The organism is Paenibacillus sp. OK060 (genome assembly GCF_900101205.1).
Lineage (GTDB): Bacteria > Bacillota > Bacilli > Paenibacillales > Paenibacillaceae > Paenibacillus > Paenibacillus marchantiae.
The window spans coordinates 391749-406969 of sequence record NZ_FNFR01000004.1 but is presented as its reverse complement, the minus strand read 5'-3'; the positions used below and the strand labels follow the sequence as shown (position 1 = coordinate 406969).

The 15221-nt window shown below is 46.6% G+C and carries 13 protein-coding genes; 4 read left to right on the top strand and 9 right to left on the bottom strand.

Features of this window, described 5'->3' with window-relative positions; all coding sequences use genetic code 11:
- Nucleotides 1-222 precede the first annotated feature (222 nt).
- Nucleotides 223-2076, bottom strand: coding sequence for a DUF4127 family protein (locus BLS14_RS16975; protein WP_090953056.1), 1854 nt, complete (start codon nucleotides 2074-2076; stop codon nucleotides 223-225).
- Nucleotides 2077-2656: 580 nt separating this feature from the next.
- Here BLS14_RS16975 and BLS14_RS16970 point away from each other — a divergent pair.
- Nucleotides 2657-3139 carry a hypothetical protein gene (locus BLS14_RS16970; protein ID WP_090953054.1) on the top strand — a complete coding sequence of 161 codons (483 nt, stop codon included), beginning with the start codon at nucleotides 2657-2659 and terminating at the stop codon, nucleotides 3137-3139.
- 55 nt (nucleotides 3140-3194) lie between these two features.
- Here the strand turns inward: BLS14_RS16970 and BLS14_RS16965 are convergent, their stop codons facing one another.
- The 7 genes from BLS14_RS16965 to BLS14_RS16935 all read right to left on the bottom strand — a co-directional run bounded on the left by BLS14_RS16965 (nucleotide 3195) and on the right by BLS14_RS16935 (nucleotide 9161).
- Nucleotides 3195-4148, bottom strand: a complete 954-nt coding sequence (locus BLS14_RS16965; RefSeq protein ID WP_090953374.1) for a hypothetical protein — start codon at nucleotides 4146-4148, stop codon at nucleotides 3195-3197.
- A 144-nt stretch (nucleotides 4149-4292) separates the two neighbouring features.
- Complete coding sequence (locus tag BLS14_RS16960; protein WP_090807994.1) at nucleotides 4293-4928, bottom strand: VOC family protein; 636 nt, start codon at nucleotides 4926-4928, stop codon at nucleotides 4293-4295.
- Complete coding sequence (locus tag BLS14_RS16955; RefSeq protein ID WP_090807991.1) at nucleotides 4925-5395, bottom strand: VOC family protein; 471 nt, start codon at nucleotides 5393-5395, stop codon at nucleotides 4925-4927. The genes BLS14_RS16960 and BLS14_RS16955 overlap by 4 nt, the downstream gene beginning before the upstream one ends.
- A gap of 18 nt (nucleotides 5396-5413) precedes the next feature.
- Nucleotides 5414-5989, bottom strand: a complete 576-nt coding sequence (locus tag BLS14_RS16950; RefSeq protein ID WP_090807990.1) for an NADPH-dependent FMN reductase — start codon at nucleotides 5987-5989, stop codon at nucleotides 5414-5416.
- Nucleotides 5990-6171: 182 nt separating this feature from the next.
- Nucleotides 6172-6894: a response regulator gene (locus tag BLS14_RS16945; RefSeq protein ID WP_090953052.1), complete on the bottom strand. Its 723-nt coding sequence runs from the start codon at nucleotides 6892-6894 to the stop codon at nucleotides 6172-6174.
- An 18-nt stretch (nucleotides 6895-6912) separates the two neighbouring features.
- The gene (locus tag BLS14_RS16940; protein ID WP_090953050.1) at nucleotides 6913-8583 is read right to left on the bottom strand and encodes a GAF domain-containing sensor histidine kinase; all 1671 of its coding nucleotides are present in this window, start codon (nucleotides 8581-8583) and stop codon (nucleotides 6913-6915) included.
- Between the two features lie 95 nt (nucleotides 8584-8678).
- Nucleotides 8679-9161, bottom strand: a complete 483-nt coding sequence (locus BLS14_RS16935) for an ArpU family phage packaging/lysis transcriptional regulator (RefSeq protein WP_053783401.1) — start codon at nucleotides 9159-9161, stop codon at nucleotides 8679-8681.
- Nucleotides 9162-9910: 749 nt separating this feature from the next.
- Between BLS14_RS16935 and BLS14_RS16930 the strand changes: the two genes are divergently transcribed.
- The 3 genes from BLS14_RS16930 (at nucleotide 9911) to BLS14_RS16920 (ending at nucleotide 12798) form a co-directional block, all read left to right on the top strand.
- Nucleotides 9911-10357: a helix-turn-helix domain-containing protein gene (locus tag BLS14_RS16930; RefSeq protein ID WP_090953048.1), complete on the top strand. Its 447-nt coding sequence runs from the start codon at nucleotides 9911-9913 to the stop codon at nucleotides 10355-10357.
- 42 nt (nucleotides 10358-10399) lie between these two features.
- Nucleotides 10400-10807 (top strand): ImmA/IrrE family metallo-endopeptidase, encoded by a 408-nt coding sequence (locus BLS14_RS16925; protein WP_062323893.1) that lies wholly within the window; start codon nucleotides 10400-10402, stop codon nucleotides 10805-10807.
- A gap of 191 nt (nucleotides 10808-10998) precedes the next feature.
- Nucleotides 10999-12798: a 5'-nucleotidase C-terminal domain-containing protein gene (locus tag BLS14_RS16920; protein WP_090953046.1), complete on the top strand. Its 1800-nt coding sequence runs from the start codon at nucleotides 10999-11001 to the stop codon at nucleotides 12796-12798.
- A gap of 582 nt (nucleotides 12799-13380) precedes the next feature.
- On the opposite strand, the gene BLS14_RS16915 is transcribed toward BLS14_RS16920, so the two are convergent.
- Nucleotides 13381-15150 carry a proline--tRNA ligase gene (locus BLS14_RS16915; protein ID WP_090953045.1) on the bottom strand — a complete coding sequence of 590 codons (1770 nt, stop codon included), beginning with the start codon at nucleotides 15148-15150 and terminating at the stop codon, nucleotides 13381-13383.
- Between the last annotated feature and the right edge of the window lie 71 nt (nucleotides 15151-15221).

Below are 15221 nucleotides of genomic sequence, written 5' to 3'. Positions count from 1 at the left end.
AAAGCTGGACACCATTCACCGCAACAAAAAGACCGGCCCCTTGTGGCCGATCTGTACATTAGCGTATGTGCTTTCGGTGTGTGTCCTTGCTATTGATCCGATAATACAATCTTACACCCTTTCATCGCTAGCGCGGATGGTGATTCGTACGACTTAGGTGCAATTAAGGGTGCATCCGGGGTGGAAAAAAGACGACTCAGCGTGGCTCATGCCATTAACACCCTATTTCAGCGTAACCTTCGGATTCAACGTAATCTCAAACGCACGTCCCCAGATGAAATCGGGATTCGCATATTCCAGCAGTGCACTGCAATACTCCGCATAAGCTGCTTCGCCATTACAAATTTGCTTTATCGCTACGTTCCCTTGAGCAAAGGCGGTTTTGTTCGCCAGTGCCGTGGTGTGGGTCTGCATCAGATCCCTGAGTAAAGTCTGCAGATGAGTGTAATCCTCTTCAGAGTTGAAGAGTGCCATGTTCTGATCTGCAAGGGTTGCCACATTGGTATACAGCGCATGCGCTCTGGAATACGTGCGGATATCTGCAATCGCTACTGCTTTATAGTAGTAATCTTTCAGGAAACGTTTGAACAACAATGAACCATGTGCATTCATGGCATCTCGCAACGTATGGGCATGTGTTTCTGTTGTAATCAGAGCATAACGGGATTGTCCCATACCCACAGCCATACCGATTTTGTTCCCCGGCGTATTCCATGCACTGTACCCCAGGACCCGACCCGTATACGGACTGTTCAGGAGTGCTTCGGCTACATCGACGTTGGCCGGACCTTTTCCTACAAAATCAATCAGCACCGAAGGAAGACCCTTCTCACTATTACTCGTCAATTGCGCCACAGCCGCCTGCACCTGATCCAGCGCCGTAATAGCAATAATCTCAATGTCCACCGATTTATTACCCGGTTTGCCTGGATGACGGTTCGTCATGCGATCCAGCTCAGAAGCCATATCAAACGAAGAAGCTTCATCAACAGATGTAGCATTCGTTAATTCATTTCCATTTTCCATATCGGGAGTTGTATCCGTTACCACATCAGGCTGTGGATAAGCGGAATCCGCTACAACCACACCACCAACAATATCCACATGACGCACCACATTCTCGTGCACATTCATATATTCATAGGCATTGATAATCGTGGAACCATGCGGGCCAAAATATTTCACTGCATAACGCGTCTTCTTCCCACCACGAAGCAATTGGTTAGCCATGCGTGCCAACAGAGCGTGACCCAGGCCATCCGCATCTGGAAGGATAATCGCCCGATCGGGATTTTGTCCATCCGTCCCACCGAGCCATTCGTTGATCCGTGCTTCCACATAATTGATTTCGTTGATCTGAACGCCTTGCGTATTCGCATCGTCGACGCCTACGGCGAGGAAATCAATATATCCTTTGCCAGCAAGCTTATCCAGAATGTATAGATTCGTTTTGAATTTATGTTGTCTGGTGTTGTAGTACTGTTCTTTATTAAAATACGTCGTTTCCCCATATTCCGTAGACTCTGGAGAAAGGTTGTACCCGTTCACAATATCCTCGAATGCCGTAAAGGACCGGCGTGGCTGCTGCATCAGTGCACGTGACTCGTTGTAGGCATCCAATGCGAGACCATCTGCAAAAGAGGTGGTAGCGAGTCGCATAATGGTATCCATCACAAACACTGGTTTTCGTGGATATTTCCCTTTAATCGCTTTGATCACATCGAGCAAACGGGTAGTGTCCTGGTCGTAATCAGGATATGTTCCGCCTCCATCTTCACGAAGCTGACGACTGCCGATCAGACCACCATAAGCCAGCATATCCGAAGAGATGATGAAGCCATCCACTTTAGCGGCATTTTTCAAAACGAAATCATGAATGTTGGACGGTTTCCCATACGTAGGTGTAGACGTTCCAAGCAATGTGGTGCCTTCTACCGTTTTCTCGGAATCCAGACGATTTTGAATGTCACCCAGGTGCGGTGTAATGATATGGATACCGGCTGCTTTTCCTTGTACAACGACGTCATCCAGATTCGCTGGACGATCATCCAGTGGAACATACAATACTGTTTTCATATCCTAAAACCTCCTGTTAGATAAGTTGAACTAGAGATGTTACACCTTGTCACTGCGATTGCAGTACCATCTTCCGATCGCTCTTATCCCCAGATTTTCTTGATCCCTTAGTTCAAGGGTAAAATCCGGTGCTAAAGGCCAGAGTATGCTTACGAAGTAGCTTTCTTGCAGAAAGCTTTTAACTTCGCTTCTTCAGATTGGTTCTGCACTCTCCGTTTTGGTGTAAAAATTAAATTCAACTTATAATGATATATTCAGTCTTTCTTTAGTACCCGATCAGAGCAAGTGTGCACTCACCGCATAAAAAAACCGGCCCCTGGCCGGTCTGTACATTAGCGTATGTGCTTATCGGGATATGTCATTTGCTACTGATCCGATAATACAATCTTACATGTTTAAATCGGTCGCGCTGACGGTTATCCGTATGGATTACGTCTATTTGTTGTCGCCATCATGACGGTTAAACGTCGGTTTCTTGCAGGGACTTCAGCCGGATAACCCAACAAATCCATTTCTGGTGCTGTTTATATGATATAAGTGGCCTTTCTAACCCTATTTACAATAAAGGATGGATACGATCATGAATAAAAAGCTCTGGTTCTATCTGTGGATCGCTATTACCAGTTATATGGCCGGCCCCATTATGTATGCTTTGACAATGTATACCTTATATCAGGAAACAGATATTGTAACTACTTCACTCATTGGATGGACCGCTGCAACATTCTCATCCGTTGGTATCCTGTTTATCATGGTCACAGTCATTCTGCTTCGAGTGCTGCACATCTATTATTTCTGGCTGCAAACCCTGCTATTTGAGTTACTTTTCCTTCTGCTCGTCTATATGACCATTGTTCTTCTTGGGGCTGGCAATACAGGTCTGCCCTCGCTGTCCTTTCCATTTACGCCTGAAGGCATTCCCTTATGGATGTTCTGGGTAAGTATTGCACTTATGAGTTCCTGGGGAATATGGACAGCGCGTCAGCCCATACGAAAATCACCATACATGCTGGCATCCAGAGTCATTTTGATCGTGTTTATCCTTGAAATATGGCTCCGTTAAAAAGATATAAAATAGCACAGCCATCTCAGGCTGTGCTCTCTTAAACGTATTTTGCTCACGCGATAATATAGCGGAAGTTTTCCCAGCTTTCCGGAACTGAATTTCCGTTTCTGGCATGATGGTAGAAGCTGAATGGAAATTTGAACAGATGACCTCCATGCCAATCGCGGGAACGTCTGTCGGTGAGCCAGTACTCCAGTTCATGTGGAAGTGCAACAGAGCGTTCTGCACGGATCAATGGCAGACGATCAACTGGAGATTGCAGTGTTGGCATCTCCTGGTCGGCATCCACATCCCGGCTCAATCGCAGCGCCTTGACCATCCTGAGAAAAGGTGGAACGCCTTTATGGAACAAAGCAGGGTAATCCAGTTCAAATAATATATTAAGCGCGTGCCCGTAGGTTAGCATGTGGCCGATCAGATCATGATGTGCTTCTGCCTGATAGATGGTACGAAATGCACCAAGCTCATCCAGAATCAGCCGGGACAATTGTTCCGGGCGTTCTATATCAGGGAATCCGTCTGCCTCACTTAACTTCAAGCTGCGAATTTCTTTCACCGTTGTGTTTACCCAGGATCTACCTGGAATGGTTCGTTCAAAAGAATCAATAAGTTCAACCATCTGATCCATGTCATGCTCCGTGCCCCAACCATCCAGTTCACGAATGGCTTTTAGACTTAGGGCACCATAGATGGCCTGATGACCCACCCAGTGTAGCTCTCCGATGGTTCGATCCAGCGCTGCTGTAATACGCGCTTCGGCCTCTTCCCTTGGCAAAACCTCTCCCTTCCGGGAGTTCAAGCCATCATTCAACCCGTGCTGGCGAAGCATGGCTTTCGCTTCAGCCGTAACACTGCCCGCCGCAAGGGCAGTGAGGCGATTTTCCCGCAACCAAAAATAAGCCGCAATAGCTCCCGCCCCATAATGGGCATGCCACAAATCTCCTGTACGCTCCCGACTGGACACAATAACAGCCAGCCCTTCTTCCAACAAACGTCGATCCAACATGCCACCACCCTTCATCGATGCGAATCCTGATATACACACGACCAGCAACAGTTTTTTAGCAAAACACTCTTTTTAAAGCGTTTACTTCTATAAGATGATTCAAATGGTGCACATATGACCGTTTTGCCTGCTGTTCCGCGCATTTTAGCCGATTCGAAGTCTCCCAACATCACGTATGGACACTTCCAGCGGATAGATGTTTGCTTTTTGCTCCGAAAAGAACCAGGTTCGCTCCTTCTTCACCACAATGAACAGACCGTTCACATCCCCTATAGGGGCAAAGGTATCACTTATCGCTCTCCATCGTTTCAATCCCATCTGCTCAAGTTCATCTACCGCAGAAAGCACATCTTCCGTGACAAGTCCCACCTCACACACCTGCAGTAGATCTTTCTCCGAAAAGGCGTGATCACTCTCGTTATGAACGGTATGATGAGCAATCAGCTCCAGAATGTTACCGACAGGATCTTCGAAATAGAGCGAATTCGAGTTCCAATTCGTTGAATAGGTCTCATCATCACCTTCATGCCTACTTAGACGGACACGTGCCGCTGCCCATGCCTTGGCCTCCTGAAAACGATTGGTTGGAATCATCCAGGCCAGGTGGTAAAACGGATTCTGGTCTGTTTCACTTCGCATGAATATCATTTTCGTTAAACCAATCTGTAGCGTGAAGGCATGCTCGGACTCTTCAGCCATGTTCAAACCCAGTGTGTTGATATAAAAGTGCTTAATGTCTTCCAATCGTGCTGTATATAATTTGACCTCTTCAAAAATCATGCTGTGTCCTCCTTCACCCGACCGTTCATCTTCTCCCACTCACTCCAAGGCACCATGCCAAGTTCCGGCTTCGCTTCATCCGGGAGCATCGATATGAATTCCAGAGAATGACCATCCGGATCGGTAAAATACACGGACACAGCCGGCATCCATCCAAATACATATAACTCGCCAATATCATCATCCTGAAAGTTATGCGTCTTGATCCCTTCATCCTCTAGGTAAGTGACAGCTTGCTTCATGTCCTCCAACGATACCTGAAAAGCAAAATGCTGTCGCTGCACCTCGGAAGGGTCCTTTTGCCACAGTCCGAGCATCGCGTTGCCTACACCGCCAATCCAGTAAAAGGAGTTTCCACGTTCCTTCTGCCCATAAGCATGCTGCAATCCAACAATCTGTTCATAAAAATGATGGGATCTCTCCAGATCCGTTACGTTCAGATGAGTCTCAAATATGCCTTTAATCATGATGAAAACCTCTTTCTCTTAACTCACGGACGGCTTCCGTACTGCAGTTAACGTCTCGGCAAGGTGTAAAAATGAACCAATCACGCGTTTGATCCGATCCTCAATGTCCTGACTGCCTTCAAATTCTTCGTATCCGTCAAACGTTGCTTCAAATCTTCTGCGCTGTGCACCACCAATGGAAATCCACTCCTGCGCGTTAATACCGTGCAAATTGCGAATAATCACCTGCAGCTGCAAAAGTGAGCTTACGCCCACCGCACCTCCTGCTGAGCTGATGGACAATACCGGTTTACCACTGAAATGAGCCTGACTCAGGTGATCCAATGCATTTTTGAGTACACCGCTGATGCTGCCATGATACTCTGGCGTAGACAGGATAATGGCATCTGCTGCGAGCATACGTGTGTTCAGGTCAGACAGATGCTGATCTTCATTCTGTTTTTCATCCGGTGCATAGAATGGGAGCGGTGTCTGATATAAGTCGAACAAGCTGGCTTCATGCCCCTGACCGCTAATTACCTCCACGGCATATTCCCCTAAACGTGTACTGGTTGCATTTTTCCGATTACTGCCTGCCAAAATGATAATATTCATCTAGGTCACTCTCCTTCGATTTTATATAGATATTCCATCTCTTCGATTCAACTTTCTCTACTCTCATCTTACCTTGCTTCCACCTCGGAATCGTCGGCAGATAGACTTAACTTGCAGCACAAAAAAACTCAACCTTTGGGTTGAGTTTCTACAACTTTAGTCTGAGAATATGGGAAGATGGATCAGACGACCCAACCATTTCTTACGGCATGAAGCGCTGCTTGTGTCCGGTCTGCCAGTCCCAATTTGTCTAAAAGATGACTGACGTGGGTTTTCACTGTTTTCTCGGTAATGATTAGTTTGATGGCAATCTCTTTATTACTTAATCCTTGTGCGATCAGCCCCAGAACCTCTCGTTCTCGACGAGTAAGCATGTCCGGTCCATGAGAAGTTTCTTTTCCCAGCCCTACCCGCTCTTGCTCTGGAAGCCGAGTAGACGAATGGGGATTTGCACGCCCATGCGGTTCATTCATCGACACTTCAGACGAAGCCATCACATGCATTAATTGTCCTGCTGCTGCAGGATGAAGCTCTACCTGACCTGCATGCACATTACGAATGGCAACGGCAAGATCCTCTGGCTCAATATCTTTTAGCAGATATCCCTTCACTCCAGCGCGAACGGCTGGTACGACATGATCCTGATCGGAAAAGGACGTAAGTACGATGATACGGATTCTAGGCAAGATCGAACGAAGCCTTCTCGCCGTCTCGATCCCGTCAAGCACGGGCATATGCAGATCCATTAATACCACATCCGGATGCAGTTGTTCTGCTTGTTCCAGTGCTTCCTGTCCATTCGAGGCTTCTCCGACGACTTCCATATCTGGCTGAGTGGACAAAAAAACGTGCAACCCACGCCTCACCATTGCATGATCGTCCGCGAGTAAAATCGTAATCGGCATGTCTTCTTCCCCCTGATTTTATACAGATTCGGACGGAAGTGGAATGACGACCGTTACCGATGTTCCCTTTCGGGATGAACTCACAAGTTCAAGTCTGCCGCCCAGTGACTGGGCCCGTTCCCTCATGATGGACAGACCAAGTGAACTGGCAGGCAAAGCCTCACGCTTTTTGGCCCCCCCTTTTCCTCGATCTGTAACGATTAATATCGCTTCCTGATCGCTTAGCTGGAGGGATATCTCAGCAGAAGGGACTCCCGCATGTTTACGCACATTATTGAGTGCTTCCTGTCCAATACGCCATAAGCCTTCCTCAATACTTTGAGGCAAGGAGCGCATACCCGTCCGATGTACAACGACCTGCAATCCCTGTCCTGTACCATATTCCTGCAATGCACTGAGCAGACCAGACTCCAAACCCGCCGGACGAAGTTGCATAATCAAGGCACGCATTTCCTTCAATGCTTCCTGCGACAAGGAACGTATATCCTTCATCGCTTCCGCAGCCGGATGCAGCTGTAGTGATCCGGCTAACATGCTCTCTGCCCCTTTGGCTGTGAGAGACAGGGAGAACAAAATTTGGTTCACCGAATCATGCAAATCCCGAGCCAAACGGTTTCGTTCCTCCAGTCGGGTCAATTCCCGCCGTTTGTATACCAGTCTCAGACTCTCCCACGAGGCTGTAATATGTTCAGCGAGTGCATCGAAAACCTCACGATCTGCCTGAAGGAAGCCATTGGCCGAGCCCAATCCAACCACCAGTACTGCCGTTTCTCCAGGAGAACTTAATGGGATGGGAGCAGCCAAGCCTGAAGCCAAAACAGACTTAGGGAGCCCGGTATTGCAGATGGCAGAAACATCTTGGATTTCCGTTGCCGACAATACCATAGCCCGATGAGAATCAATCACACGATGCATGCGAGTCTGCAACTCTGGAGAGAGTCCAGATATTGTCATCATTTCGGACCTGCCATGAGCATAAGCCGCCTGTACCATAAAACTTCCGTTTTTCTGGGATAACAGTGCGGCAAAAGGCCAATCGTAATGATGCCCAAGCAGCTTTACAACCATCTTGGCCATATCGTCTCCACTGCTGCAATTGTTGACCGTCACGCCCAGCGATCGGCTGAACTCCCCCAGCCTGACATACAGATCCGCTCGCCTTTGCTCTGCGCTATATAATCGCATCCGCTCCATTGCACTACCTATCTGATAAGCTACAGCCTGCAAAAGCGCCAGCTCACTATCACTGAAATGCTCTTTCCCGGGTGCAGCAACATTCAGCAGTCCCAGCATCTTTTCCCCCGAGCGGAGCGGAACCGTTGCATGATGGGTGATGTCATGGGTATCTCCCCATTGATGATCGACGGCATCCTCTAGGCGTTTGCAATTAATAATATTGACGGCATTATCCAATCTCCCGTCCCGGAAGCGATTCACGCACCAGCAAGACCCACAGCGCATCGGCTCCTTGTCATGATGCAGCAGAGCAGGAGGCAAACTGTAATCAGCAATACAGGAGTACTCTCCCTGATTATTGATCAGGAATACCCAGCCCGTAGTCAATCCCGTCAGTTCCAACAATTTACCGAGTACCGTATCCAGCATCAGATTCAGGTCGTTGGATGTATTGAGCGTTTCCGCGATCGTCTTCAGTGTGTACATCTCCTGCATTCCGGCTTGTTCCGTCATGCGGATTCCTCTCCTTTGACTGATCCTTAATATTGTTTTCAATTATTGTATACAATCAGCGAAGGATATAAAAGGATGAACTTCTTGCTTCACCTCTAGCCCAGCTTCTGTCGCTCTTTGCGAGATGCAGATAAAGGCTCCATATTAATCAGACCCCGATCCGACAGAGCCAGCGCCATTTTATAGAAAGCACGTGTCCGAATCTTCGTATACGTATCCTTGCTGACAGGCGGGTCAAACACATGGTTATACACTTTATAGTCAAATACATCGTCATCCTTCAGATAACGTTCGCTGACAAGTACACGTTCCTTCTCGCTCAGTCGAGATACCACAAAATCAATCGTATCGCAGTACGCCTGACGTGCGCGCTGTACATCCACATTATAGATTGCCGTTCTGGCAGTGGAATCCCCGGTCACATTCGTTGCACCATGGAAACGCTCAGCGTAACTCGCCGTCACCATCACCTCTCGTTCTTCAAAAGCAATCGTTTTATAAATCCGGTATTTTTCCAGCGCGGCTTCAACAGCAGTCTGTGTTTTGCGTCGGTCCAATTCGGGCAGCATCAGTTCCATATTCATTCTCCTCCTTAAAGGGTCAGTTAAACTCGCATTCATCTCATCTTTGGTATTTTGTATTATTCGGTTCCAGTCGCTTACGGGTACAATAGATAGACGAATAGAAGCTTTTCGATCTACCTATTGCTAATTTGAATCGCTTTTGGGATTAATACAAAATACTCCTTTTATTAGAGTTATCCAGTTCTCTCAAATAGTAACGGCATTCTTCAATTTTTCTGTTGCCTTTTGGAATCAGTTAAAGTCAGGTATGAAGCAGGAATAATTCATTTTCCTCATCATCCAACTTGTCTCAACTTTACATTTTGTTCGTATTTTGTTCGTATTTCTATTTGAGGATACCACTTTCTGGGGATCGGCGTAAACCTTCATTTTGGGTCGTTTTAACTATAAAATAAAACCCGCGCTCTCATTTCCTTTACCTTTTGGCATAATTGTTTCATATCCCTTTACCTAATGGTATATATACGATATAGTACAGATAATTAAAGATCCTCGTATAAGTCCGACTTTTTATATTTTAAGATTGAATGCCAGATTTGCACGTTTAACGGAGAGGGTAGAAAAAACCTGGAGAAGCGTAGCGTTCACCTTTATCACCGGATTTTTCCCTTATGAGAAGGGAATCAAAGAAATCTGGGGATAACAGTGATCGAAAGGTTGTTCTGCCATCGGAGTGACTCGTGTGAGACAAGTTCTCTTAATATATAATTTAGGCACTTGTACGAATCAAAGGAGTGGAATGAATGGTGGAGCACGCTTTTGGTCCTTATCTGAAACAACTGCGCGAGCAACAGGGATACAGTATCAATCAGCTCGCCGAAGCAGCAGGAATCAGCAACTCGCAAATTTCACGCATTGAGAATGGGGTTCGCGGAGTTCCCAAGCCTGCTACCATCCGCAAAATCTCGGACGCACTCTCGGTTCCCTACGCGGATATGATGAAACAGGCCGGCTATCTGGAAACCGGAAATACAGCAAGTGAGCTCCATGACGCTCCAGAATGGGCAACTTATAAGGACCGTCGGGACTTTAAAAAGATGCTCGAGGACGAGGATGATCTGATGTTTGACGGCATCCCGCTGGATGATGAGGATAAGAAACGAATTAAGGATGTCCTGACAGGTCTGTTCTGGGAAGCCAAACAGATGAACAAACGAAAAAAAACGAACGATCCGGACAAGCGCCCATGAAGCATTTCAAGCTGAACAAACTAAAGCAGCAGGTGAGATGATATGGATGACATTGTAACAAAGCTGATTCGAAAACACCGGACAAACTGCCCTTTCAGCATTGCCAGAGCCATTGGAATACAGATCCGGTTCACCAATCTGGGCAAGTCCACCAAAGGACTGTATTTCCGAAAGCTCCGTCGCAGATTTATCGTCATTCACAATGATTTACCGCCGGAATGGCAGCGTTTTGTGTGTGCCCATGAACTTGGACATGACCGATTGCACAAAGGCATAAACCGGTTCTTTCTGGAGGAACACTCCTATTTTGCCCCAGGCAAGCTGGAAAGACAGGCCAATCGTTTTGCCATACAGCTTCTAACTTCAGGGGTGATGCCAGAGCCGGATGAATCACTGGAGAAATTTTGTTTGCGTACTGGACTGCCACGTGAAGTGCAGCATTTTTTTTAGCCTTTTTAAGAACATACGTTCCTCACAAGTGAAGTTCTCTCTTAATCTTCCACTATGAAAATCAGATGTCACTTTCAGGTTACCTATTTTTACACAAATCACGAGATTTCCTAATAGTAGTCTGGTAAAATACAACATGAGTTGTGCAAACGCTCAGGTAGATTATTATTTTGGGGAGGTTACTGATTCATATGAAAATCTGGAAGACTTATGTTTCACTTGTGCTAACGCTCTGTCTGCTGTTTGGCAGTGTGGGCATTGCCGCTGCTGCAACGGATACCACTCCGGGCACAGGTAAGCACATTACTATTCTACATACGAATGACACACACGCACGCGCAGTTGAGTCCTCACCTGCGATGGGTTTCGCCAAAGTTGCTGGAATTGCGGACAAATACCGTAGCGAAAACCCAAATACCCTTCTGCTGGATGCCGGAGATGCAGTGCATGGTACAACCTTTGCTACACTCGTTAACGGTGAGAGCATTGTCAAAGTAATGAATGAAATCGGTTATCAGGCGATTGTACCGGGTAACCACGAATTCAACTACGGTTCCGAGCGCCTCATCGAACTTGCGGATATGATGAACTTCCCCATGCTCAGTGCCAATGTGAAAAAGAAAGACGGAACTCGTCTCTTCGATCCTTACCTCATTAAAGAAGTAGACGGCGTGAAGATCGGTATCATTGCGCTGACTACACCGGAAACGATGTATAAAACGAATCCGAAAAATGTGGAAGGTCTTGATATTACAGACCCAACTGCAGAAGCCAAAGTTCTCGTGAACGAAATTCGCAGCAAAGTAGATGTTGTTGTTGTATTGGGACACCTTGGACAAGACGCGTCCAGCACCGATACTAGCTTCAAAGTTGTAAAAGAAGTTCCTGGCATTGATGTATTCATCGACGGTCATAGCCATACGGTTCTGCAAGATGGACTTGTATCGGATAACGGAACACTGATCGCCAGCGCTGGAGAGTATACAAACTTTGTAGGCGTGATCGACCTGTGGGTTGACGGCGGCAAAGTAACGAAAAAACAAGCAACACTAATTGATGAAACGGAAGCAAAAGACATCAAACCGAATGAGAAAGTTGCCGCATTGGTAAACTCCATTCAGAAAGAGCAAGAACCCATTCTGAAAGAAGAAGTAGCCAATACAGCGATTCTGCTGGACGGCAAACGTGAACAAGTACGTGCAGGTGAAACGAACCTGGGTGACCTGCTGGCAGATGCCATCCGTGACATCAGCAAAGCCGATATCGCACTCACAAACGGTGGCGGTATTCGTTCTTCTATTGAAAAAGGTATCGTAACTAAAGGTGATATTATCACTGTACTTCCTTTTGGTAATCAGGTTGTAACGCTTGAAGTAAAAGGCTCCGATGTACTCGCAGCCCTTGAAAACGGAGTAGGATCTTATCCAGAACCAAGTGGCGGATTCCCACAAGTATCCGGCATGACATTCAGTATTGATTCTTCAGCTGCAAAAGGCAGCCGTGTACACTCCGTCATGATCGGAGATAAAGCCCTTGATCCAAAAGCAACGTACACAATGGCTACGAATGATTTCACTGCTGTTGGTGGTGACGAGTACACGATGTTTGCGAAATACACAACGTCCGGCATGTACGGTGCTATGGATGAAGCGTTGATCGAATACATGCAAAAACTGGGCGCTGTAGAAATCAAAACAGACGGTCGAATCAAGGAAGCAAAGGCTCCTGCGGTTGAACCGGAAGCTCCAGTAACGGAAACACCAGCTCCAACTACACCGAAACCAGAGACACCAAAACCAGAAACACCGTCGAAACCGACGCCAAGTAAACCAGCGCCAGCCAAAGTGCATGTTGTAAAATCCGGAGATTCCCTGTATTCCATCTCCAAACAATACGGTACCACTTGGCAAGCTCTGCAAAAGCTGAATAAGATCAAAAATCCACACTGGATTTATCCAGGCCAACAATTGAAACTGCCTGCAGCCTCTTAAGTTCTGAGAAGAGCAGATAGTTGTACCAATAAGATTCAAAGAAAGGGTGTCCCTCAAGCCATAACTGGCTGATGGACACCCTTTTTTATTTTACAAATTACATCACTCAGTAGTTAACCTACCGAGTTGCACATCCATGTTTACATGAATATAGCTTTGCTGCAAAAATAAATCTCCAAAGCCACTTTAAGAAATCACTTCATCCCATGCCCTCTACCATGGACTATAGAAGATATCTCCAAAATTGCCACTCTCATGCGGTTATTTCACATTCAAACGATATATTTCTCGTTCCATGATTTGCGTATTTGCACCTGCATAGATTCCTGACATGGTTCGCCAGAAGCTCTTATGGACAAACCGACTGTATACAGAATACAATTTTTCAAATTCTAGTAATTTGGTATGACAATACGCAAATAGTGGTGCATACTTATATGACTATAGCCCTCTTTTTAACGCTTTAATCCGTTACATAACCACAAACATCTCTTACCGCATAATATCTGGACCTATTATACATCGCTCTATTATATAGAGACACGTAGCATGGTTTTCATAAGGATTTTTTTTAATTCTGGACTATAGTTGTTCCTTCACCTGACTTACAGCCTCTTGTGCCGTCATACTGATTCGTTTGGATTCGCCTTGTGCTGCAAGCACATGCGATCCAAATTCTACCTGTCCCTCTGCCGCACCTCGGCCAATAACAATCTGGACAGGCAATCCGATCAATTCCGAATCCTTGAACTTCACCCCTGGCCGTTCATCCCGATCATCGATCAGTACACTGTATCCGGCATCTACTAGTTGTTGTTCCAGTTCAAGCGTGAGCTCGCGTTGCTGTTCATCTTTCCAGCTCATTGCGATCAGATGTACATGATAAGGCGCAATGGCTGCTGGCCAACGGATGCCATCCTCTCCGGCATATTGTTCAGCAATAGCTGCCATCAGACGAGACACACCGATACCGTAACAACCCATTACAGGTGCGCACTGCCGTCCATTACGATCCAGGAAGGATGCTCCCATAGCGTCGCTGTACTTGGTTCCCAGTTTAAAGATATGCCCGACTTCTATTCCTTTTGTGAATACAAGCGATTCTCCACAGGTTGGGCAGCCGTCACCTTCAGCAGCGAAACGGATTCGATCTACTCTGTCCAAAGCAAAATCTTTACCCGGAACTACATTCGAATAGTGTACATCAATTTCATTCGCTCCTGTAATGGCATATTCCATTGCAGCTACATCCGCATCTACTACAATCGGCAGATCCAGTCCAATAGGACCCAGAAAACCTACAGTTAAATTCGGATGACTTGCAAGGGCAGTTTCATCAGCTAGAATTAGCTCTTCTGCACCCAATACCTGCTTCAGCGCGATATCATTCACTTCATGATCCCCACGAACAAGCGCAGCGACCAGTTGACCATCAGCCTGATAAAGCAATGTTTTGATCATATGCTGGGCATCCTTGCCCACAAAGACGCTTAACTCATTGATCGTACGTACACCTGGCGTTTGGATACGAACCAACGTGTCACCCTCGGTATTCCCATCAGCTTTTTCAACCGTTTTTAGGTCAGCAGAAGCTTCTGCTTTTTCTGGATTCTTAGCAGAAGATTTAGAAGTCTGATATCCCGCCTTCTCCAGATTTGCGGCATATCCACAATGTTTGCAGGTTACGATCGTATCTTCTCCCACATCAGCAAGTGCCATGAATTCGTGGGTCTCCCCCTGACCACCAATAGTGCCTGCATCGGCTTCCACTCGAATATATTCCAGTCTACAACGCTCCAGAATACGCGAATACGCCGTATTCATGGCCTGATAGGTGCGATCCAGCTCTTCCCAATCGGAAGCAAAAGAGTACGCATCCTTCATGATGAACTCCCGTCCCCGCAGTAATCCAAATCTTGGACGACGTTCATCTCTGAATTTGGTTCCAATCTGATAAAGTGTAAACGGCAGCTTCCGATAAGAATTAACCTCGTCACGAGCCAGTGCAGTCACAACCTCTTCATGGGTTGGACCCAAGGCGAATTCTCGAGCATGGCGATCCTTCAGACGCATCAGCTCAGGGCCATACTGTGTATATCTTCCGGATTCTTCCCATAGCTCAGCAGGTTGCATGATTGGCAGCAATACCTCCTGACATCCTGCACGGTCCATTTCTTCCCGAACGATTCGTTCGACATTCAGCAAGATACGACGTCCCAAGGGCAGATAACTGTATATCCCTGCTGCGAGTTGGCGAATCATACCCGAGCGCAATAACCAGCGATGCCCTGCTGCATCTGCCTCTGCTGGTGCTTCACGTAATGTTGGAACAAGCATTTCACTTTGACGCATCTTGTCACACCCCTTATTCTTCTAATCGATATTTTAAATCTGGTTATAAACAGCAAAAAAACACATCCGTC